The sequence below is a fragment of the Candidatus Electronema sp. PJ genome (genome assembly GCF_048287395.1).
Classification (GTDB): domain Bacteria; phylum Desulfobacterota; class Desulfobulbia; order Desulfobulbales; family Desulfobulbaceae; genus Electronema.
On sequence record NZ_JBLWEO010000075.1, the window covers coordinates 23,472 to 42,545 of the forward strand.

Annotated in this window: 25 protein-coding genes; 6 read left to right on the forward strand and 19 right to left on the reverse strand. The window is 55.0% G+C overall.

The window, feature by feature from the left end:
• Positions 1 to 25: 25 nt before the first annotated feature.
• The 12 genes from ACNKIB_RS12355 to ACNKIB_RS12410 form a co-directional block, all read right to left on the reverse strand.
• A complete protein-coding gene (locus ACNKIB_RS12355; RefSeq protein ID WP_417910870.1) occupies positions 26 to 175 on the reverse strand; it encodes a hypothetical protein in 150 nt (49 codons plus the stop codon).
• 162 nt (positions 176 to 337) lie between these two features.
• Complete coding sequence (fabG, locus tag ACNKIB_RS12360; protein ID WP_417910871.1) at positions 338 to 1,087, reverse strand: 3-oxoacyl-[acyl-carrier-protein] reductase; 750 nt, start codon at positions 1,085 to 1,087, stop codon at positions 338 to 340.
• A complete protein-coding gene (locus ACNKIB_RS12365; protein ID WP_417910872.1) occupies positions 1,084 to 2,277 on the reverse strand; it encodes an FAD-binding protein in 1,194 nt (397 codons plus the stop codon). Before ACNKIB_RS12365 ends, fabG begins: the two co-directional genes overlap by 4 nt.
• A gap of 35 nt (positions 2,278 to 2,312) precedes the next feature.
• Positions 2,313 to 2,657 (reverse strand): hypothetical protein, encoded by a 345-nt coding sequence (locus tag ACNKIB_RS12370; protein WP_417910873.1) that lies wholly within the window; start codon positions 2,655 to 2,657, stop codon positions 2,313 to 2,315.
• A gap of 35 nt (positions 2,658 to 2,692) precedes the next feature.
• Positions 2,693 to 2,872: a type II toxin-antitoxin system HicA family toxin gene (locus tag ACNKIB_RS12375; protein WP_417910874.1), complete on the reverse strand. Its 180-nt coding sequence runs from the start codon at positions 2,870 to 2,872 to the stop codon at positions 2,693 to 2,695.
• Positions 2,872 to 3,063 (reverse strand): type II toxin-antitoxin system HicB family antitoxin, encoded by a 192-nt coding sequence (locus ACNKIB_RS12380; RefSeq protein ID WP_417910875.1) that lies wholly within the window; start codon positions 3,061 to 3,063, stop codon positions 2,872 to 2,874. The genes ACNKIB_RS12375 and ACNKIB_RS12380 overlap by 1 nt, the downstream gene beginning before the upstream one ends.
• Entirely contained in the window at positions 3,060 to 3,839 is a 780-nt protein-coding gene (locus ACNKIB_RS12385) for an electron transfer flavoprotein subunit beta/FixA family protein (protein ID WP_417910876.1), read from the reverse strand. Before ACNKIB_RS12385 ends, ACNKIB_RS12380 begins: the two co-directional genes overlap by 4 nt.
• Entirely contained in the window at positions 3,836 to 4,984 is a 1,149-nt protein-coding gene (locus ACNKIB_RS12390; protein WP_417910877.1) for an acyl-CoA dehydrogenase family protein, read from the reverse strand. Before ACNKIB_RS12390 ends, ACNKIB_RS12385 begins: the two co-directional genes overlap by 4 nt.
• Before the next feature lie 166 nt (positions 4,985 to 5,150).
• The gene (locus ACNKIB_RS12395; protein WP_417910895.1) at positions 5,151 to 6,125 is read right to left on the reverse strand and encodes a beta-ketoacyl-ACP synthase III; all 975 of its coding nucleotides are present in this window, start codon (positions 6,123 to 6,125) and stop codon (positions 5,151 to 5,153) included.
• Positions 6,122 to 7,129, reverse strand: coding sequence for a phosphate acyltransferase PlsX (plsX, locus tag ACNKIB_RS12400; RefSeq protein ID WP_417910878.1), 1,008 nt, complete (start codon positions 7,127 to 7,129; stop codon positions 6,122 to 6,124). Before plsX ends, ACNKIB_RS12395 begins: the two co-directional genes overlap by 4 nt.
• Positions 7,130 to 7,135: 6 nt before the next feature.
• Complete coding sequence (gene rpmF / locus ACNKIB_RS12405; protein ID WP_417910879.1) at positions 7,136 to 7,324, reverse strand: 50S ribosomal protein L32; 189 nt, start codon at positions 7,322 to 7,324, stop codon at positions 7,136 to 7,138.
• A gap of 51 nt (positions 7,325 to 7,375) precedes the next feature.
• Complete coding sequence (locus ACNKIB_RS12410) at positions 7,376 to 7,897, reverse strand: YceD family protein (RefSeq protein ID WP_417910880.1); 522 nt, start codon at positions 7,895 to 7,897, stop codon at positions 7,376 to 7,378.
• 217 nt (positions 7,898 to 8,114) lie between these two features.
• Here ACNKIB_RS12410 and ACNKIB_RS12415 point away from each other — a divergent pair, with 217 nt between their 5' ends.
• From ACNKIB_RS12415 to ACNKIB_RS12435, 5 genes are all read left to right on the forward strand, one after another.
• Complete coding sequence (locus tag ACNKIB_RS12415; protein WP_417910881.1) at positions 8,115 to 10,040, forward strand: DUF294 nucleotidyltransferase-like domain-containing protein; 1,926 nt, start codon at positions 8,115 to 8,117, stop codon at positions 10,038 to 10,040.
• Positions 10,037 to 10,756, forward strand: coding sequence for a PolC-type DNA polymerase III (locus ACNKIB_RS12420; protein WP_417910882.1), 720 nt, complete (start codon positions 10,037 to 10,039; stop codon positions 10,754 to 10,756). The genes ACNKIB_RS12415 and ACNKIB_RS12420 overlap by 4 nt, the downstream gene beginning before the upstream one ends.
• Positions 10,757 to 11,329: 573 nt before the next feature.
• The gene (locus tag ACNKIB_RS12425; RefSeq protein ID WP_417910883.1) at positions 11,330 to 11,641 is read left to right on the forward strand and encodes a DUF485 domain-containing protein; all 312 of its coding nucleotides are present in this window, start codon (positions 11,330 to 11,332) and stop codon (positions 11,639 to 11,641) included.
• Positions 11,642 to 11,646: 5 nt separating this feature from the next.
• Entirely contained in the window at positions 11,647 to 13,368 is a 1,722-nt protein-coding gene (locus tag ACNKIB_RS12430) for a sodium:solute symporter family transporter (RefSeq protein ID WP_417910884.1), read from the forward strand.
• 114 nt (positions 13,369 to 13,482) lie between these two features.
• Positions 13,483 to 13,623 carry a hypothetical protein gene (locus tag ACNKIB_RS12435; RefSeq protein WP_417910885.1) on the forward strand — a complete coding sequence of 47 codons (141 nt, stop codon included), beginning with the start codon at positions 13,483 to 13,485 and terminating at the stop codon, positions 13,621 to 13,623.
• A 24-nt stretch (positions 13,624 to 13,647) separates the two neighbouring features.
• Here ACNKIB_RS12435 and ACNKIB_RS12440 read toward each other — a convergent pair whose 3' ends face one another.
• On the reverse strand, positions 13,648 to 13,800 hold the full coding sequence (locus ACNKIB_RS12440) for a hypothetical protein (protein WP_417910886.1): 153 nt from the start codon (positions 13,798 to 13,800) through the stop codon (positions 13,648 to 13,650).
• 57 nt (positions 13,801 to 13,857) lie between these two features.
• A complete protein-coding gene (locus ACNKIB_RS12445; protein ID WP_417910887.1) occupies positions 13,858 to 15,084 on the reverse strand; it encodes a hypothetical protein in 1,227 nt (408 codons plus the stop codon).
• Positions 15,085 to 15,161: 77 nt separating this feature from the next.
• On the opposite strand from ACNKIB_RS12445, the gene waaF reads away from it, so the two are divergent.
• Positions 15,162 to 16,229 carry a lipopolysaccharide heptosyltransferase II gene (gene waaF / locus ACNKIB_RS12450; RefSeq protein ID WP_417910888.1) on the forward strand — a complete coding sequence of 356 codons (1,068 nt, stop codon included), beginning with the start codon at positions 15,162 to 15,164 and terminating at the stop codon, positions 16,227 to 16,229.
• Here waaF and queD read toward each other — a convergent pair.
• The 5 genes from queD to ACNKIB_RS12475 all read right to left on the reverse strand — a co-directional run bounded on the left by queD (position 16,221) and on the right by ACNKIB_RS12475 (position 18,930).
• Entirely contained in the window at positions 16,221 to 16,598 is a 378-nt protein-coding gene (gene queD, locus ACNKIB_RS12455) for a 6-carboxytetrahydropterin synthase QueD (protein WP_417910889.1), read from the reverse strand. The two genes, waaF and queD, sit on opposite strands and share 9 nt — an antisense overlap.
• Positions 16,599 to 16,752: 154 nt before the next feature.
• A complete protein-coding gene (locus ACNKIB_RS12460) occupies positions 16,753 to 16,956 on the reverse strand; it encodes a prevent-host-death protein (RefSeq protein WP_417910890.1) in 204 nt (67 codons plus the stop codon).
• 84 nt (positions 16,957 to 17,040) lie between these two features.
• Positions 17,041 to 17,223 carry a CHAT domain-containing protein gene (locus ACNKIB_RS12465; RefSeq protein WP_417910891.1) on the reverse strand — a complete coding sequence of 61 codons (183 nt, stop codon included), beginning with the start codon at positions 17,221 to 17,223 and terminating at the stop codon, positions 17,041 to 17,043.
• 20 nt (positions 17,224 to 17,243) lie between these two features.
• A complete protein-coding gene (locus ACNKIB_RS12470) occupies positions 17,244 to 18,473 on the reverse strand; it encodes an ATP-dependent nuclease (RefSeq protein ID WP_417910892.1) in 1,230 nt (409 codons plus the stop codon).
• Between the two features lie 190 nt (positions 18,474 to 18,663).
• On the reverse strand, positions 18,664 to 18,930 hold the full coding sequence (locus ACNKIB_RS12475; RefSeq protein WP_417910893.1) for a hypothetical protein: 267 nt from the start codon (positions 18,928 to 18,930) through the stop codon (positions 18,664 to 18,666).
• Between the last annotated feature and the right edge of the window lie 144 nt (positions 18,931 to 19,074).

Sequence of the window (19,074 nt, forward strand, 5' to 3'; positions counted from 1 at the left end):
CACTTGCGGCTGCGAACGCCTCGTTTCACACTGCGAACGAGATGTTTGAAGCTTGAAATACCTCGTTTGCAACCGCAAGCACCTCATTCAACGCTTCAAACGCCCCATTGCACGCATCGAATGCGACGTTTAAAACATCAAATGCCTCATTTGAAGCTGCGAATGCTTCATTCAACGCTTCAAACGCCTCGTTTCAAGCGTCGAATGCAACGTTTGAAACATCAAATGCCTCATTGTAAACCGCGAGCGAGGCACTTGAAGCGTAAAACGCCTCGTTTGAAGCCTCGGATGCGGCGTTCGCAGTGCCCAGCAAGGCATTTGAGGCAGGCTTTCCGCCTTAATTGCCCATGTACATGCCGCCATTGACATGCAGCGTCTGACCGGTGACATAGCCGCTTTCCTCGGCGGCGAGATAGGCCACGGCGGCGGCCACGTCTTCCGGCTGGCCGATGCTGCCGAGCGGAATGTTGGCAAGGATGCTCTCCTTGATCTCCTCTGGCAGCTCGGTGGTCATGTCCGTGACAATATACCCCGGCGCAACGCAGTTGACCGTAATTTTACGCGAGGCCAGCTCTTTGGCCATTGATTTGGTCAGGCCGATCAGCCCTGCCTTGGCTGCCGCGTAGTTCACTTGGCCCGCGTTGCCGACGCAACCGATCACCGAGCTGATGTTGATAATCCGGCCCCAGCGTTTCTTCATCATCCCGCGCATCGCCTCTTTCGAGCAGACAAACGCGCCCTTGAGATTGGTGTTCAGCACCGCGTCCCAGTCCTCGTCCTTCATCCGGGCCATCAGGCCGTCGCGGGTGATGCCGGCGTTGTTGATCAGTATATCAACTCCGCCGTGGTCTGTGGAAATTGTTTTCACCGCGTTCTGCACTGCCGCGCTGTCGGTCACGTCAAAGCCGATGACAAAGCCCTTGCCGCCCGCAGCGGTAATTTCCGCCAAAACCTCTTCAGCAGCAGCGGCCCGGCTGACGTAGTTGATGCCGACGTTCGCGCCCTGAGCGGCCAAACGCAGGCAGATTGCCCGGCCTATGCCTCGGCTGCCGCCGGTGACTAACGCTGTTTTTTCTGCAAGTGTCATAGCCTGCGCTGCTCCCTGATTTTCTGCGTCAGCAGGGGAAGGATTTCAAATAGATCGCCGACCAAGCCGTAGGTGGCGAGGTCGAAGATCGGGGCTTTTTCGTCCCGGTTGATGGCGACAATGGTTTCGGCGGACTGCATCCCGACCGTGTGCTGCACCGCGCCGGAAATGCCGCAGGCGATGTAGAGCTTGGGGCTGACCGTCTTGCCGGTCTGGCCAACTTGACAGGGATAGCCTATCCAGCCTGCATCCACAGCGGCCCGCGAGGCGGACACCGCGCCGTTCAGCTCGGTCGCCAGCTCGTGGAGCAGGGCAAAGCCTTTCTCGCTTGCCAAGCCGCGCCCGCCGCTGACCAGCACTTCCTTTTCCTGAATATTCGCCTGCTGCTCTTGGCTGAACACCGTTTCCAGCACCTCGACCTTGGAAGCCAGCAGCTCCGGCGCAAGAGCAACCTTGATCACCTCGCCAACACGGGCCGAATCAGGCGCAAGCGGAGCCATGACATTAGGCCGCACGGTCGCCATCTGAGGCCGTGTCTGCGGGCATTCGATGGTTGCCATGATGTTGCCGCCAAAAGCCGGGCGGGTTTGCAGCAGCACACCGTCTTCCGGGCGGATGGCAAGGGCGGTGCAGTCGGCAGTCAGGCCCGCGCCCAAGGCATTCGCCACCTGCGGAATGACTGAACGACCAATGGCAGTTGCCCCGGCCAGCACCACTTCAGGTTTATGCTGAAGAATCAAATGCTCCAAGACCTTGCCGTACACGTCCTCGCGGTACTGAGCAAGGGCGGGGTCATCGGCGAGCAGCACCTTATCCGCGCCCGCCGCGATCAGCTCGGCAGCCTTGTTTTCGACATTGGCACCCAGCAGTACGGCGGTCAGCGCAGTGCCGCGCTGATCAGCCAGCTTTCTGCCGATGCCCAGCAGCTCGAAAGCCACTGGCGCAACCACGCCGTGCCGTGCTTCGGCAAAGACCCAGATGCCAGACCACGCGGACAGGTCGCTTGGCGCGGCTTTGGCGGCGGTTTCAATGCGCAAGGCACCGGGTTCGCAGTTGTCCACGCAGGAGCCGCAGAGCTTGCATCCATCGCCGACCACGGCAACGCCGTCCTTGAGGATGATAGCTCCAAAGGCGCAGTTGGCTTCGCAGACTCCGCAGCCGATACATAAGGTGGTGTCAACTATGAGCATATTATTTCGCTCAGAAAGTTTGGCTTGCTTGACTGCTATTGTTTACAGACAAAATTTGCCAAGTCACTCTTGCTGGAACCCGGTACAAGATCGAACCACTTTGTTGGATTTTCTTTTATAGCCGCAGGAGACTCTTCGCTATAGCCCAACTCTCGCATTTGCATAGTTGCGCAGTTGGTCTCTGTTTTGGTGTATCCAACGCTGTCAACGCCGACACGTTTATGCAAAGCTGTGACAACATCTCCGTTCTTTTGCATTTCCAAAAGGAAATACTTCCCTTTGTCTCCGGGAACACTGCGTGGAATTGGGAGTTCTGCTGTTGCTGCAATATCAGCAAAACTTAATACTGCGAAGAAAGCAATAACGGTATAAATCTTCATGGCAATCAGCTCCGCATTGAATTTAAGTTGGTCAATTATTTACCGCTCATTTTCTTGAGTATTGACTTTGCCAAGTTCTCATTTATCTCGGCATGACGCGGAACAGCCTGAGACTGCTTCGTTTCTGTATTCGTGTACCAGTCATGCGCACCGCCATGTCTCACAAGGGTACATCCCATTTCTTGGAGCAGCTTGATCAGCTCTCTTCGCTTCATCAGGCAAGAACCAATTCTTCCACTTTCCGAAGATACGGAATCTCGTCCGATTCAATATCATTCAGCAAGTCTTTCAGGTTAGCAATCAGCTCTTCCTTTGAATACCCCTGAGTCTGATACTCAGGATAATCATTCAGATAGCCTAAATAGAACTCTCCGTCTTGCCAACAGGTATATTTGACTGTTCTCATAAATACCCCTTAATCTCCGCCACCAACTGACTCACCTGCTCCACCGCTGTGCCAGAAAACATCCTCCGGTTGCCGCGCGGCTCTGGCGAGAACACCCGCGCCACCTTGGTCGGCGAACCAGCCAAGCCGATGCACTGCGGCTCCGCCTTGATGTCCGCAGCAGACAGCACCTTGATTTCCGCCTTCTTCGCCCGCATCTTGCCCTTCAGCGAGGGCACCCGTGGCTCGTTGATATCCTTGACCACAGTCAGCAAGGCAGGCAGCGGCAGCTGCACCACATCGTAGCCGTCATCCATCATCCGCTCCACCCGCAGCATGGCCGCCGAAGCCTCGCGGGTCTTCTGCACACAGGTGACATAGGGCAGCTTGAGCTGCGCCGCCAAGCCCGGCCCGACTTGCGCTGTGTCGCCGTCAATCGCCTGCTTGCCGCAGAGTATCAGATCAAACGCGCCCAAGCTCTGCACTGCCTTGGCAAGGGTGTAGGAGGTCGCCCACGTGTCCGCGCCAGCAAAGGCCCGATCAGAGACCAGTACGCCCTCGTCTGCGCCGCAGGAGATCGCCTCCAGCAGCACGTCCTTGGCCTGCGGCGGCCCCATCGACAAAGCCGTGACCGTGCCGCCGAGCTGCTCCTTCAAGCGCACCGCCTCTTCCAAGGCATGACGGTCAAAGGGATTCATGATTGCAGCCACACCTTCGCGGGCCAAGGTGTTAGTCTTGGGGTCAAGACGCACGTCCTTGGCATCTGGCACCTGCTTGATGCAGACGATGATCTTCATGCGTATTCCCGGTTCAGTTCCTGGCCAATGACATTGCGCTGAATCTGGTTGGTGCCTTCATAGATTTGCAGGATCTTGGCATCGCGCATCATCTTTTCGACCGGATACTCCTTCATGTAGCCGTAGCCGCCCATAACCTGCACCGCATCTGTCGTCACTTTCATGGCTGCATCCGTGGCAAAGACCTTGCACATGGATGAAATCTTGCTTGCGTCCTCAGGATGCGCGTCAATGTGCCGGGCCGCGCCATAGACCAAGCCCCGCGCCGCCTCGGTTTGAATAGCCATGTCAGCCAGCATGTGCTGCACAGCTTGAAAGCTGATGATCGGCTTGCCGAACTGGACGCGCTGCTTGGCGTAACGTGCCGCTTCGTCAAGCGCCGCTTGCGCCAAGCCAACGCCCAAGCTGGCAATGCCGGGCCGCGACACATCCAAGGTCTTCATCACCGTGATAAAGCCGGTGCCCTTTCTGCCGATCAGCCTATCCTTGGGAATGCGGCAGTCCTTCATCACCAGCTCGCGGGTGGCTGAGGCGCGGATGCCCATCTTGCTTTCCTTCTTACCGTAGGAGAAGCCGGGGTCGCCGTCCTCCACCACAAACATCGAGGCCCCACGAATGCCCTTCTCCGGGTTGGTCAGGGCTATGATGGAGTAAATCTGCGCCTCGCCGCCGTTAGTGATCCACTGCTTGGTGCCGTTGAGTATCCAGCAGTCGCCGCCGTCCACAGCCGTGCTGCGGATGCCTGCGGCATCAGAACCGGCATTGGCCTCAGTCAGGCCGAACGCGGCCCAGCGTTTACCCTCCGCCACGCTCGGCAGATACTTCTGCTTCAGCTCCTCGCTGCCGGAAATGAGAATCGGCAAAATGCCAAGCCCGCAGGCGGCAAAGCTGGTGGCCACGCCGACGCAGCCCCGCGCCAGCTCCTCCAGAGCCAGCACAATGTCAAACGCGCCAGTGCCCATGCCGCCGTAGGCTTCCGGCACCAGCACGGCAAAGAGATCAGCTTTGGCGATGTCAGCCAGCAGCTCGGCGGCGAACTCGTCGCGCTCGTCCAGCTCGGCCCGCTTGGGAATGATCTTTTCATTGGCCAGCTCGCGGGCGGTCTCTTTGATCATCCGCTGTTCTTCAGTCAGAAAGTAATCCACCGTGTTCTCCTTTGCATAGAGACGAGGGCATCTCGATGCGTGCTTGCAATGTATTCGCATGCAGGCTTACGATCTGTTCGCATGTATGCTTGCGGTTCATTCGCAAGCCTGCATGCGGTTTGCCCCGATGCCTGCATCGAGACCAGATCGCTGTCTGCATCATCAGCTACCACTCCAGCAGCATCGAACCCCAGGTAAAGCCGCCACCGAAGGAGCAGAGCAGCAGCTTGTCACCGCGATGCAGCCGACCTTCGCGCACCGCCTCATCCAAGGCAATGGGAATGCTGGCTGCCGAGGTATTGCCGTATTTATCGACGTTGCAGAAAATCTGACTTGGCTGCGCGCCGAGACGTTCGGCAAGATTGTCCAAGATGCGGATGTTGGCTTGATGCGGAATGATCAGGGCGATGTCCTGGATAGAAAGCTGCTGCTGGGTCAGCAGGTCTGTGACCGCGTTTTCCATGGCCCGGACTGCGTACTTAAACACATCGCGGCCTGCCATTTGGATAAAGCAGCCTTTGCTGGCCGGGGCAATCAGGTCTGGGTTGCGGCTGGCCGGGCTGTCCATGCAGAGCAAGTTCCACAAACTGCCGTCAGAATAGAGGCGGCTGCCGATGATGCCGCGCCCTTCCGCGCTGCCAACCACGCAGGCCCCGGCTCCGTCACCAAAGAGGATGCAGGTGTTGCGGTCTTCCCAATCAACGCGGGCAGATAAGGTCTCCGAGCCGATCACCAGCACCTTCATGTTCGGATCAGCGGCCACGTATTTAGCCGCCACATCCAAGCCGTAGAGAAAGCCGGAGCAAGCGGCGTTCAAGTCAAAGGCGAAGGCCTTCGCTGCCCCGATCTCGGTCTGAACAAAGCAGGCGCAGGAAGGCACCAGCATGTGCGGGCTGATGGTGGCAACGATGATCAGGCCGATCTCCTCAGCACGGACTTCGGCGGCATCTAAGGCGCGGCGGGCGGCCTGCGCGGCAAGCTGGTAGTTCTGCTCGTTCTCGCCGGCAATGCGGCGCGTGCGGATGCCAGTGCGAGCAGTGATCCACTCGTCCGAGGTCTCCACCATCTGCTCCAGCTCCGCGTTGGTTAGCAGCCGTTCAGGCAGACAAGAGCCAGTGCCAAGGACAGCTGCCCGCCTCATGCCTGCACCGCTTCCTGCTGGAGATGACGGGTGATGGCCGCGTTGACCTGGCATTCAGCCATCTTGGCTGCTTCCTTAATGGCGTTGCGGATGGCCACTGCGGAGGAAGTGCCATGACAAATGATGCCCACGCCGTTGATGCCGAGCAAGGGCGCGCCGCCGTATTCGGCGTAATCCACCCGCTTGCGGAAGGCACGGAAGGCCGGGCGGATGAAGAAGGAGGCAAGGCTGGCACCTAAAGATTTCTTAATCTCGGTCTTGAGCATCTGCTGGATCGCTTCGGCCAGTCCTTCACTGATCTTCAGGACGATGTTGCCGACAAAGCCATCGCAGACAACCACATCGACATCGCCGCTATACACATCGCGGCCTTCGACATTACCGATAAAGTTCAAGCTGCTTGCCTTGAGCAGATCGTAGGCTTCCTTCACTGCCGCGTTGCCTTTGCCCGGTTCCTCGCCGATGCTGAGAAGCCCAACGCGGGGCTTAGCCCGGTTCAGTAGCAGCTCAGAGCAGGACGAGGCCATGACCGCGAACTGATAGAGATGCTGCGGGCGGCAGTCCACGTTGGCACCGATGTCTGTCACCAGTACCGGTTCTTTGAGCGTTGGGAATACGCTGGCAATGCTGGGCCGGGAAATGCCCTTCAGCCGTCCAAGCTGGAGGATGGCGGCAGTCATAGTCGCACCAGAATGACCAGCGGAAACCAAAGCATCTGCCTGGCCTTGCTTGACCAGATCAAAGCCCACCATGATGGTGGAGTCCTTTTTTCGGCGCACTGAGTCCACCGCCGCCTCGTCCATCGAGACAGTCTGCGGGGCATGAACGACGGAAAGGCGCGTCTCCGCGCCTTTGCCCCGCTGGGCCAGCTCCTTGCGAAGCAAGTCTTCTGGGCCGAGCAGGATCACTTCAAGCCCTGGATGCTGCTCGACAGCCTGGACAGCTCCGTCAATCAGCGGCCCGGTGCCTCGGTCGCCGCCCATGGCATCAAGGGCTATTCTCACAGCGGCTTAAGCCAGCTCGTCGCCCAGCTGATAAATGGCTTTGCCCTTGTACTTGCCGCAGCCAGAGCAAAGCTGGTGCGGCATCTTTGGCTCGTCGCATTCAGGACAACGGCCTACGGAAGGAGCGGTAAGAAAATCGTGTGCTCTCCGCTTGTGGGTACGGGAATAGGAATGTCTTCTCTTTGGTAAGGCCATTTGTCTTCTCCTTGAACAGTGCGTCTCTGCCCTGAAGCAGGGCAGAATGGATTATTTTATCTTCTTTAACGCCGCTAAAGCGGCAAAGGGGGAATTCTTCGCCTCCTCGGACGAGCAGGTACAGCCACCGCAGTTCAGATCAGCACCGCAATGCGGGCAGAGACCTTGGCAGTCTGGCGAGCAAACTTGCTTGATCGGCAAGCTCAGATACAACTGCTGCCGGAGGATGTCTTCCAAGTCAGCGATTGGTTCATCAACCTGCACCACGTCAAAGTCGGCAGCCGTGCATTCCAGCTCTTTGACCTTCCAGTCAGCTTCATCCGGTACTTCTAATACCAGATGAAAGGTAGCATCGACAGTAAAGTCGTAGTCGTTCAGACAACGATCGCAAGTAAGCCGCACAGCCGTGCGCAGAAAGCCCTCTACCTCAGCCCGACTCTCGCCTTTGCACTGAAGATTTAACTCTGCTGCAACTGGAGCTATGCGCAGCAAGCCAGTCTCTGCCAGCCAAGCATCATCGCTTACTGCGTAATGGCTGCCTGTTTTGGGAATCTCTGCAAATGGAACGTTCACGCTCTCTGACACCTTGTCGATACGCGGCTGCGGGGACACTAAAATTTAAAATCATACACAAAAAGGGCCGCTCCTGCCAAGAAAAAAACGCAACCCGGCAGAAATGGCTCTCTCTGCCCTGCTTTTTTCTGTTTACCAGAGTGCCACTCTGCCGCTAAGATAGCCATGATTAGGCTGTAGCAGCCGTCCAAGCTGTCTGTTCCAGGAGATGAATTCGATGAAAGGCAATGCGCATTCCGCAGCTCCGGCAGTTGTGGCCGAATTCCTCGGCAAGATCATGCCGTTCAAGGAACTGGCCCCGGAAGTCATCAGTCAGGTGGCCCGCCAGGTGAAAGTGGACTTCTTTCCCAAGGGTACACGGCTGCTGCAAGCAGGCAAGAGTGAGATCAACTACCTCTATTTGATTCAACAGGGCGGGGTAAAGTCGTTTCTCATCGATGATGAGGGTGCAGTCACGCTCAAGGACTGGCGCGGCGAGGGCGAATACATCGGCGCACTCGGTATTATTCGCGGCACACCAGCGAATCTGGACGTGGAAACCGTAGAAGACACCTTTTGCTATCTTTTGCCAAAAGCAGTCTTCCTTGAGCTGATCAAAAGCCAGCCCGGATTCTCCCAATACTACCTGAAGAGCTTCTCGGAAAAGGTTGTGGCTGCCGCCTACAGCGAGCTACGTCGCCACCGAGTAGGTCGAAGCAGCGACAGTAGCCTGCATCTCTTCTCCATTCAGGTTGGTGACATCATCCGACAGGAGCCGCGCAAGGTGGCAGCGGACAGCAGTATCCGCGAGGCGGCCAGCAAGATGGCCGAGTTCCGGGTGGCCTCGCTGCTCATCCACGAGCCGGGCGACGAGGAGAAGATCATCGGCATTGTCACCGACCGTGACCTGCGCAACAAGGTCTTGGCCCCAGGCCGCGACTATAATGAGCCAATTCGGGCGGTGATGTCCGCGCCAGTGGCTACGGTTCTGTCTCAAGCCTCCTGTTTTGACGCATTGCTGAGGATGATGTCCGGTTCCATCCATCATTTGGCCGTGGAGCAGAAGGATAAAATCATCGGCGTGATCACTTCGCATGACATTGCCTTGCTCCAAGGCCATGCGCCCTACTCATTATTCAAAGAAATCGGCAGGCAACAGACCATTGCCGGGCTGTATCCGCTCTCGCGCAAGATTCCAGAGTTAATCCGCAATCTGATTAAGGAAGGGGCCAGGGCAGGAAACATCTCGCGCATGATTGCGGTCCTCAACGATCAAATTTTGGAGCGGCTACTCACCCTTTTAGAGGAAGAACTGGGGCCGCCGCCGGTCGATTACTGCTGGCTGCTGATGGGTTCTGAGGGTCGAAAGGAGCAAACCTTCCGTACAGACCAGGACAATGCCATCATTTATGAAGACCCGGCAGATGAGCAGCAGGCTGCTGACTGCGAAGCGTATTTCACCTGCCTTGCTCGTCTTGCCATCGACCATCTGGTGCAGTGCGGCTACCCGCTTTGCCCTGGCGAAATCATGGCAGTGAATCCAAAATGGCGGCAACCGCTCTCAGTCTGGAAACAATGCTTTAGCGACTGGGCTGCCTTGCCTGAGCCAGAGGAAGTGCTGAATGCCAGCATCTTTTTTGATTTCCGGGCAGGCTTTGGCAAGGCCATTTTAGCCGACGAACTGCGCCAGCACTTGCACAGATTGACCAAAAAAAGCGAGCTGTACCTCTTTCACCTCGCCCGACAGTGCTTGTCTGCCAAAGCACCGCTCTCCTTCTTCAAAAACTTCATTGTCGAGAAGGACGGCGAGCACAAGAACAAGCTCGACATCAAGGTGCAGGGCTTGACCCCCTTTGTCAATTTCGCCCGCATCTTGGCCTTGCAGCACGGCATCCGTGAGACAAACACCTTGGCCAGGCTCCAGGTGTTGGGCAAAGAAAAGATTCTCAGCGAGGAACTGCTGGCAGCAGCGACTGATGCCTACGAGATGCAGATGCAGCTTCGGCTGGTGCATCAGCTCAATCAGCTTGAAGTAAACACACCGCCTGATAATCACATCGCGCCAGCGGATTTGTCGGAACTCGACCGGCGAATGCTCCGCGATGCCTTTGAGGTGATTGACCGGCTGCACGGTGTGCTGAAAACCTGCTTTCCTGCGCTATGAGCCTGCTCAGTTATCTGCGGGAGCTGCTGGAACAGCGCCAGCCGCATCCTTTGCTGGTGGAGAACCGCCGCCGCTTCGCTCAATTCGACCAAAATAGGCCGCTGACCGACTACAGCTTCGTCGTATTGGACACCGAATTGACTGGACTGAGCTACAAGGACGAAATTATTTCCATTGGCGCGGTCAAGATCAGCAATATGCAGATTGAAATGGGCACGGTCTTTCATAGTCTGGTGCGGCCCTTGAATCTCAAACACAATCAAGCCACGTTTATTCATCAGATCACGCCAGATCAGCTCCGTGCTGCCCAGCCAATCAAGGTGGTGCTGCCGGAGTTTGTCGAATTCTGCGGTGATGCCCTGCTGGTCGGGCATTTTCTTGAGATCGACCTCGGTTATCTCAATCGAGCGACCAAAAAGGTGCTCGGCGGCACTCTGGCTAACCCAACCATTGACACCCTGCGCTTGGTCAAGGCGTATAAAGAGACCAGCTATGTCTGTGAGCACGGCTACTGCGACCAATCTTTTCCATGCAATTTGAATGAGCTGGCCGAAGAATTCAAGCTGCCGCGCTTCAAGGCTCATGATGCCCTCGAAGATGCCCTTCAATGCGCCTATCTCTTCCTCTTTCTCCTGAAAAAACTGGATAATGGCCAGGTGAAAACCCTGCGGCAGCTTCACAACGTCGGGCGACCGCTGCTGCTGCGCCAAAATTGAGTGCTGCGGTATAAAAAATAATCAGTCTCAATTTCTTTACGGCAATTTTTTGTACAATATGGTATGTAATTGCTTGTAGGGCTGATTGTCGCCCTGCAACAGCGTGGTATGCGAAGGGTGGAATCCGTAGAGGCGAAAAATTTTTCGCCCCTACAAGGTGGGCGATTTCGGTCGCTGACCGAAAAACGCATCTCAGAATACGCGGAACGTATGGCGATGATACGGTCAACGTATCTGGCGATAGGGAAAACGTATCCCTGGATACGTTGAACCGATCCAGCGAGCCGTTCAATGGCTCCTGAGAGCCGTTAAGCAGACCTTTTGGGCCGTTATGTGGCTCCGGCTGGCGGAAAAGCGACCCCGCAATTCGTAGGGGCAGGCCCCTGTGCCTGCCCATGACTGGCGGGAACAGGGCGAACATAGGGGTTCGCCCCTACATCTGACAACATGCTGTATTGAGCTGCAATCTTGCACATCAACAGGTTTCACTTCTGACTAACTATTTATCCAGGAGCCGCGCATGAAAAAAAAAACACAGGCCCATCACCATCAACCGGTAAAAGGAGGACAACAATGAGCGACAAAACGCCCCACGCCATCCTTGAAGACCCTGAGTTCAAGGAACTTGCCCGTCAGAAGGACAAGGTTTCTCTGATTTTGACCATCACTGAGCTGGTGCTGTACTTCGGCTTCATTGCGCTGATCGCTTACAACAAGCCTTTTCTCGCCAGCAAGCTGGCCGAGGGTTCCGCAATCACCATCGGCATTCCTATCGCGGTCGGCGTGATCATCCTTTCCTGGGTGCTGACCGGCATTTACATTTTCTGGGCCAACAGCGTTTATGACGAGAAGGTCAAACGCATCAAAAAACGCTTTGGAGGTTGAGCAGAATGCCAACGCAAGCACCGCAGACTGTCATCGGCACCCTAAACCCGGTTGCCATCCTTTGCTTCTTGCTCTTCGTCGTTGCCACCTTGGGCATCACCTACTGGGCAGCGAAGAAAACTAAAACCGCCAGTCAGTTCTACGCCGCAGGCGGCGGCATCACCGGCTTCCAGAACGGCCTGGCCTTGGCTGGCGACTACATGAGCGCGGCTTCCTTTCTCGGCATCGCTGGTTTGGTGTCAACTAAGGGCTATGACGGCCTGATCTACTCGGTCGGCTGGCTGGTCGGCTGGCCCATCGTCATGTTCCTGATCTCCGAGCCGCTGCGCAACCTCGGTAAATTCACCTTCTCCGACGTGGTGGCGTTCCGTCTCAAACAAAAGCCAATCAAAACCGCAGCGGCCATCGGTTCTTTGGTCACGGTGCTCTTTTATTTGACCGCGCAGATGGTCGGAGCAGGCACGCTGATCAAACTGATGTTTGGCCTGCCCTATGAATGGGCTTTGTACATCGTTGGCGGCCTGATGATTGCCTATGTTTTGTTTGGCGGAATGCTCGCCACCACGTGGGTGCAGATCATCAAGGCCGTGCTGCTGCTGGGCGGCGCAACCCTGCTGGTGCTCCTGACCTTGAGCCAGGTGGGCTGGAGCTACGGCGAGCTGTTTCAGCGGGCGGCGACGAAATACACCCCCCAGTTCCTGGAGCCGGGCGGCTTGGTTTCTGATCCGCTCGATGCCTTTTCGCTGGGTCTCGCCCTGATGTTTGGTACCGCCGGTTTGCCGCATATCCTGATGCGCTTCTACACGGTGCCCGATGCCCGCGAGGCGCGCAAGTCCGTGTTCTACGCAACGGGTTTCATCGGCTACTTTTACATCCTCACCGTGACCATTGGCTTCGGCGCAGCAGTGCTGGTGGGCAAAGACATCATCATGGCCATCGACAAAGGCGGCAACATGGCCGCCATGGTCTTGGCTGAGAATTTGGGCGGCAGCCTGCTGTTGGGCTTCTTGGCCGCAGTCGCCTTTGCCACCATTCTGGCGGTCGTTGCTGGTCTGACGCTGGCCGGTGCCTCGGCACTGTCGCATGACCTCTACGTGGGTGTGTTCCGCAGTGGCAGAGCGAATGAGAAAGAAGAGATGAAGGTGGCCAAGGCCGCCACGATTGGTCTAGGCATCACCGCCATCCTGCTGGGCATCCTGTTCAAGGGGCAGAACGTGGCTTTCATGGTCGGTCTGGCCTTTGCCGTGGCCGCCAGTGCGAACTTCCCGGCCCTGCTGCTGTCTATCGTCTGGAAGCGATTCACCACCGCAGGCGCAGTAACCAGCATCTTCACTGGCATGATCGTGGCGGTGACACTGATTATGCTGTCGCCGACCGTGTATGAGGATGTTATGCAGGCTGCACCGAAGAAAGAGCTGACTGCTGCCACGGATAAGGTCGCTGGCATCGAGAAGGCCCTCAAAGCAGCCGACATCACCCCTGAAGTGAAGGCAAGCAAGGAAGCTGAATTGACTGCTGCCAAGGCTGAGGTGGACACCAAGAAGGCCGCCGTGAAGCCCGCGCCCTTCAAGATGAAGAACCCAGGCGTGTTCTCGATGGGCCTGTCCTTCCTGCTGGGCATTCTGGTTTCCCTGATGAAGCGGGAGAAGGAAGCAGAGGAGCTGTTTGAGTCCGAGAAGGTACGGACGTATGTGGGAATCGGTGCTGAAGGAGCCAGCAAGCACTGAGAGGTAGATTGTAGGGCAGGCAGCCCGGAGTATTGCGGGTTGCCCTTGTCGTCTTTCGGTTTCAAGGCCCGGCTAAAAAGCCGGGCTTTTTTATTAGACCTCTTGCAGCGGGGAGTGAACCTTTCTTGCTCGCTTGCCAAGGAGTTTGGCTTGGCAAAAGAGGAGTTCTGCCGACTTGGAAAGGAATCTTACTCGGCAGAAAAGGAGTTTGGCCGAGTACCAAAGGAGTCTTACCGAGTAGGAAAGGAGTTGTAGTCGGCAAAACTCCTTTGTGGCTAACTACGAAAGGAGTTTTGCCAAGCCAAACTCCTCTGCTGCCGACTTCAACTTCTTTCTTGCCGAGTATAACTCCTTTCCTACTCGGCCAAACTCCTTAGTAAACGAGCCGTACACGTGACCAATCAGGAGGAAATGGTTCGTTTTCCGCTTCAAACCGATTGCTCCTTGCTGTACTATGGCACGCAACCCTGCCTGTTGCTGAATGTTCTGCTAACGCAGCAGACCGGGATGAAAGACCATGATGCCGCCCAGGAGCAGGAGAACGATGCCGCCGATGATTTTGCAGTATTTTGCATATCGCTGGCCGATATCGGTGTTGACTGCCAGAACAGCAAGGCTGAAAATGATCAGATCATCCAGCATGAAGAAAAAGTCATAGAGCAGGATGTAGGCATAGTGCTGAATCGCGGGCAGGGCTTTCAAAGAAAGGGCATGAGTGTAAATGGCGGGCAGGGCAGCGGAACAGGCAAACTCAATGGAGTTGATGATAAAGGCCAGGACAATAATGTTGAAGATGGTAAAAAGATTGAGCGGGGCCTGTGCGATCTGATTAATCCGGTTCATCGTCTTTTTCTTGGACTGGGCATCCCCTATCTTGCAGACCAGCTCGCCCTTAGTCTGGATGTATTCCCGAAAATTCAGAATGCCGGTGCCGACGGCGACCAGCCCGATGAGTAAGGTCAGAATGCGGAGATAGCCCAGGACGAGAAAGGCATTGAGCCAAGCAGTCATGAACAGGAAATAGAGCACCCCTGAAGCCCCGACAAAGGTACCGACCAAGAGCCAGATTTTCTTGCGGCTGTTTAAGGTCAAAATGATGGAGATAAGATACACTAGCACCCACATGGCGCAGGGATTGAAGCCATCAACCAACCCCAAAACAACGGCTAGGGAAAAAAGGGAGTAATCGGCGTACTTGATCTCTCCAATAAGCGGCAGTGTTACCGTCTCTTTCTCTGTCCGGTATCCGTCTTCCTTTTTAAAAAGAGACGGATCGTTTTGCTGATAGGCTTGGATCGCTCTTTCGAGAGCAGCACCGGTTGTTTCCTGGCTGTCAAATCCGGCAACCACATAGGGTCCGATAAACGTTAAGGGCACCCCGATATGCTGCTGATTCAGGCCGCTGCGCTGGACAAAGTCGGCAAAAAGCCTGTTGTTTTCTTGGATTGCGGTGTCATATTCTACCCAGTGCAGGTCTGGGTACTTGTTTTTTAGGTAGGGATTGAATTTCTTTTGTTGTTGACAATGCGGGCATTGGTTGTGAAAAAAGAAGACAATATCTTGCTGGGTGGAATCGACATGCTCCGCAGTGTGCTGTTCTGCAAAATAGATGCCAATGCCAAGCAGACAGAGGGAAAGGATCAGATACTTTTTAAACGGATCACTGAAGATTTCCTGGAGCCAAACCGGCAGTGAAAGAAACGGTGCCTTTTTCATAATAATACCTCTGCGAATGCAACCTGTGTCCTCTTATCTATCCTTACTATACTCTTCTTAATGAGTTCCTGTCAAAAATGAAACTCTTTCCTCGCGTTGTTCCCCGCCGCATCCTGATCCGTTCGACTAACTGGATCGGCGATGCGGTCATGACCACGCCTGCGGTGCGGAGCATTCGCCGCAATTTCCCAGAGGCGCATATCACCATGCTGGCCCAGCCTTGGGTGGCAGATGTCTTCACCGCTTGTCCGCATATTGACCGTATTATCCTCTACGACAAACAGGGGCGGCACCAAGGGCTAATGGGCAAAATCCGCCTGGCCGCCGAGCTGCGGGCTGCTGATTTTGACCTCGCCATCCTTCTCCAGAATGCCTTTGAAGCAGCCCTAATCGCCTTTCTCGCCCGCATTCCGGTACGGGCAGGCTACACCACCGATGGTCGAGGGCTGCTGCTAACGCACGGAGTACGCAAGCACCCAGATATCGATAAAAAACATCAGGTGCATTATTACCAGGAGATGCTGGTGGGTCTGGGCTTACAGTGTGCCGAAGATACGTTAGAGCTTTTTCTTGATCCAGCAGCAGTGCAGGAGGCAGAGAAATTGCTGAGGCAGGCCTTGCAGGGAGGGAGGCAAAATGCACCGGTCATAGGTCTTAATCCTGGCGCAGCCTACGGCCCGGCCAAACGGTGGCCCAGCGCAAAATACGCTGCCCTTGCTGGACGATTAGCCAAGGCAACCGGTGGCCTGATCGTAATTTTTGGAACAAAGGCGGATCAGAAGGCGGCGGCGGAAATTGTGACCGCCGTAGGGGAGCGGGTACTAGATTTAACCGGCAAAACCAGTCTGGCATTGGCCTTAGCCTGCATCGCGCGTTGCCAGGTCTTTGTCACCAACGATTCTGGGCTGATGCACGTGGCCGCTGCCTTGAACACGCCCTTAGTCGCAGTGTTCGGTTCCACTAACCACATTGCCACCGGCCCCTTTTCCACGCGGGCAACTGTTGTACGCAAGTCCATACCGTGCAGCCCCTGCATGAAAACCCATTGCCCGCAGGGGCATTTTCAATGTATGGAACTGGTCAGCGTAGAGGAGGTGGAAAAGGCAACGATGGAGCTGTTATCAGATTCAGCTTGTTTACCTTGATTCGCCGTAATAAATCACGCCGCTGGAGTCGGTTTCCCGTACTTCAACCGAATGGAGCTGATACCGTTCCGTGGCCAGCGTCTCTTTTAACTGATCAAAGAGAAACTGGGCAATATGCTCGGACGAGGGATTGCGGTCTTGGAAGGCAGGATGCTCGTTTAGATCGTGGTGATCCAGCTCATCCACCACGGCATTCACCTGCTGCTTCAGCACTTTGAAATCAACGCCCATGCCGAGCTTGTCCAACTGCCGCGCACGAATGGTTACTTTGACCTTCCAGTTATGACCGTGCGGTCTTTCGCAGTTACCGGGATACTCACGCAGATGATGGCCGCCGGAAAAGTGCGTCTTGATGAAGATATCAAACATGATTTGTCCTGAATTATGCAGAGGTTATTTTTTGCCTTACTTTAAGAGGCTATGCCGTGAATTGCAAGCGATTGGTTGCTGATCCTTCATCGGCTTTCCCTCGCGGATAAGCTTCAGCGGAGATTGACACGCCAGATCATCAAAGGCAGAAGGATCAAATTCCAAGTTTCTCACAGGCATCCTCGAACGAGATTCCATCCTTTCTTCGTTTAGCCTGGAGCAGTCTTTCCCGCATCGTCACGCTTTTCAGGAGGTACGCCGTTTCCTTGTCAGCTTGCAGCTCGCGCCACAGGCGAATGGGAACAATCACCCCGGTTATTTTGTTATTTTCATCTGAGATGTACTGCACGTTTTCCATGTTGTCACCTTTCCGGCACGATTGTTTGCTGATGAGCAAGCCCTTTAGATGGATTGTACAGCAGCTTGTCTGCCGCGTACAGTTTCACTTCCCCACTAGCACAAACGGTGCCCAGTCCTTTGTCGGCTTTTTGTCGCGGATGAATTGCAGCCGGGTTTGATGCAATGCCTCCGCCGGGCTGATGTTCTGTTCCGAACTCAGCCATTTGTCGTAGAAGGTTTCCATGAAGTTCCGCGACGACGCATAGCCGACCGGCGTGAGCGTCATAAGCACATTTTCAGCTCCGGCTAAGGCGATGCCGGGACTCGTTGCTTCTTTTCCGAGGAAGCTGGAGCCGGATTTGACTCCCGGATAAACCTGACCTGCTGTTTGAGATCGTAAAGTGAAAAATCAGGATCATGGTTTTCCGTTATGTCCGTTATGTGACGTGCCACCTTAACTTTATCGGCTTGCGTTTCTTTTCCTTTTCCACCACCGATAATCTTCAGCGTATTGTCGTATTTCTCAAACGGGCCAATTTTCTTTGCCTGCGGGTGAATTTCCTTTATTGCCGCTTCAATCCATTCCGCAGGAAGATAATTTTCAATTTCCCGACCTTCGGTTATCCACGCATGGCCCGGCCCATTATCAAATTCTTTTTTCAATCGTGATTTAGTTGCATTGATTGGTGAACGAGCACTCTTCTTGTCGCTGTCGATCAGGATTACGCTTCTGTTGTTTAATTTGCGCAACGAGATAAAATTGTCAAGATGTTGCGTTTCAATTTCTGCATTAGACAGATGCGACAGCAGCCTGCCGCCATAAAACATGATGCTGTACTGAATTCCTTCAACGAGGTCTGAGGCCATGCTTTTCAGCCACCAGTTCAGATAGATTCTGTCTGACGGCCCTTCCACCCAGACGATGCAGTTTGCTTGAAACAGATCAGACGGATGATAGCCTAAATCTTCGCACACCGCTGATTTCTGGCGGTCGGATGTCACCTGCTCAACTACAGATGAGCCGTTGACTAGCTTGATGTGATAAATCTCGGCATCAGGAACGTCCATCAGCACGGCGGAATGGGTGGTGATGAAATACTGATTGGTGGTGTTCGCAGAAAGGTAACGGATTAGCTTGCGCTGAAGAATGGGATTGAGATGCAGTTCAGGTTCTTCAATGCAGACAACATGTTCAGAAAGCACGGTTGCAGCGGCAGCCAGAATGATCACCTCATGAATGCCTGTTCCCAGTGATTCAATGGGCAGCACTCTGCCGTCCATGTGAACAAGGATAGTGTCGCGTTCGTAAGGAATTTCAAGAACAGCGTCGGGACGATCAACAACATCACGGAGAAACTTGATGATTTCGTTGAATCGTTCCCGCTCATGCTGGCTATGTACATCTGGGTTTTGCAATCTTGCCAATCGGTCAATAATGCCTGTTCCGTCAAAGGCATCTGCGCTGCTCCCTTTTTCGCCAATTCTTCTGATGGCAGGGATGAGTTGTGCTTTGATTGGAACAGGATCAAATATCATTCGTTTTATCAGCTCTGAGTGCGGCTCTGACCTATAACCTTGACTCTCTCCAGAAAGAATAGCCCATAATTAATAATAGGTAAACCCCCGGCTTTGCCGGGGGTTTACCTATTATTAATTATGCTCCCTTGTCTTATGAAACACACTCTCCGGGAACAGCTCGGCAGTGTGCTTGAGCCGCCACTGGCCGTCAGCAAGCAAGAAAGGCGAGATGCCCTTCCGCGTCAAAGGCTAAGTTGCCCTGGCATTTGGCCTCGAACGCCTTCAGCTTCTTCGGGTCGTCGCAGCTCACCCAGCGGGCCAGATTGTAATTGATGCCCTCGGAGATTGCCTCCACGCCGTATTCATCCTTCAGCCGCGCCATTGTCACCTCGAATTGCAGCACGCCCACCGCGCCGAGGATGTAGTCATTGCCAAGCACCGGCCTGAAGACCTGCACCGCGCCTTCTTCGGCCATCTGAGTCAAGTACCACCGGCAAAGCCGGTGGCTTGAGATTCTGAACCGCTCAAAGCGGTTAAACAACTTGAGCTGCCTGAAGGCAGCCGCTATTCAAACAGGTTGAGCTGCTCAAGACGCTGGTCTTCCTTCTCCTGAGCTTGA

Excerpts from the sequence above, each read along its gene's own strand:
- fabG (WP_417910871.1), bottom strand. The coding sequence starts at position 1,087 with ATGACACTTGCAGAAAAAACAGCGTTAGTCACCGGCGGCAGCCGAGGC.
- ACNKIB_RS12365 (WP_417910872.1), bottom strand. The coding sequence starts at position 2,277 with ATGCTCATAGTTGACACCACCTTATGTATCGGCTGCGGAGTCTGCGAA.
- ACNKIB_RS12370 (WP_417910873.1), bottom strand. The coding sequence starts at position 2,657 with ATGAAGATTTATACCGTTATTGCTTTCTTCGCAGTATTAAGTTTTGCT.
- ACNKIB_RS12375 (WP_417910874.1), bottom strand. The coding sequence starts at position 2,872 with ATGAAGCGAAGAGAGCTGATCAAGCTGCTCCAAGAAATGGGATGTACC.
- ACNKIB_RS12380 (WP_417910875.1), bottom strand. The coding sequence starts at position 3,063 with ATGAGAACAGTCAAATATACCTGTTGGCAAGACGGAGAGTTCTATTTA.
- ACNKIB_RS12385 (WP_417910876.1), bottom strand. The coding sequence starts at position 3,839 with ATGAAGATCATCGTCTGCATCAAGCAGGTGCCAGATGCCAAGGACGTG.
- ACNKIB_RS12395 (WP_417910895.1), bottom strand. The coding sequence starts at position 6,125 with ATGAGGCGGGCAGCTGTCCTTGGCACTGGCTCTTGTCTGCCTGAACGG.
- rpmF (WP_417910879.1), bottom strand. The coding sequence starts at position 7,324 with ATGGCCTTACCAAAGAGAAGACATTCCTATTCCCGTACCCACAAGCGG.
- ACNKIB_RS12415 (WP_417910881.1), top strand. The coding sequence starts at position 8,115 with ATGAAAGGCAATGCGCATTCCGCAGCTCCGGCAGTTGTGGCCGAATTC.
- ACNKIB_RS12420 (WP_417910882.1), top strand. The coding sequence starts at position 10,037 with ATGAGCCTGCTCAGTTATCTGCGGGAGCTGCTGGAACAGCGCCAGCCG.
- ACNKIB_RS12425 (WP_417910883.1), top strand. The coding sequence starts at position 11,330 with ATGAGCGACAAAACGCCCCACGCCATCCTTGAAGACCCTGAGTTCAAG.
- ACNKIB_RS12430 (WP_417910884.1), top strand. The coding sequence starts at position 11,647 with ATGCCAACGCAAGCACCGCAGACTGTCATCGGCACCCTAAACCCGGTT.
- ACNKIB_RS12445 (WP_417910887.1), bottom strand. The coding sequence starts at position 15,084 with ATGAAAAAGGCACCGTTTCTTTCACTGCCGGTTTGGCTCCAGGAAATC.
- waaF (WP_417910888.1), top strand. The coding sequence starts at position 15,162 with ATGAAACTCTTTCCTCGCGTTGTTCCCCGCCGCATCCTGATCCGTTCG.
- queD (WP_417910889.1), bottom strand. The coding sequence starts at position 16,598 with ATGTTTGATATCTTCATCAAGACGCACTTTTCCGGCGGCCATCATCTG.
- ACNKIB_RS12460 (WP_417910890.1), bottom strand. The coding sequence starts at position 16,956 with ATGGAAAACGTGCAGTACATCTCAGATGAAAATAACAAAATAACCGGG.
- ACNKIB_RS12465 (WP_417910891.1), bottom strand. The coding sequence starts at position 17,223 with ATGACGCTCACGCCGGTCGGCTATGCGTCGTCGCGGAACTTCATGGAA.
- ACNKIB_RS12470 (WP_417910892.1), bottom strand. The coding sequence starts at position 18,473 with ATGATATTTGATCCTGTTCCAATCAAAGCACAACTCATCCCTGCCATC.
- ACNKIB_RS12475 (WP_417910893.1), bottom strand. The coding sequence starts at position 18,930 with ATGGCCGAAGAAGGCGCGGTGCAGGTCTTCAGGCCGGTGCTTGGCAAT.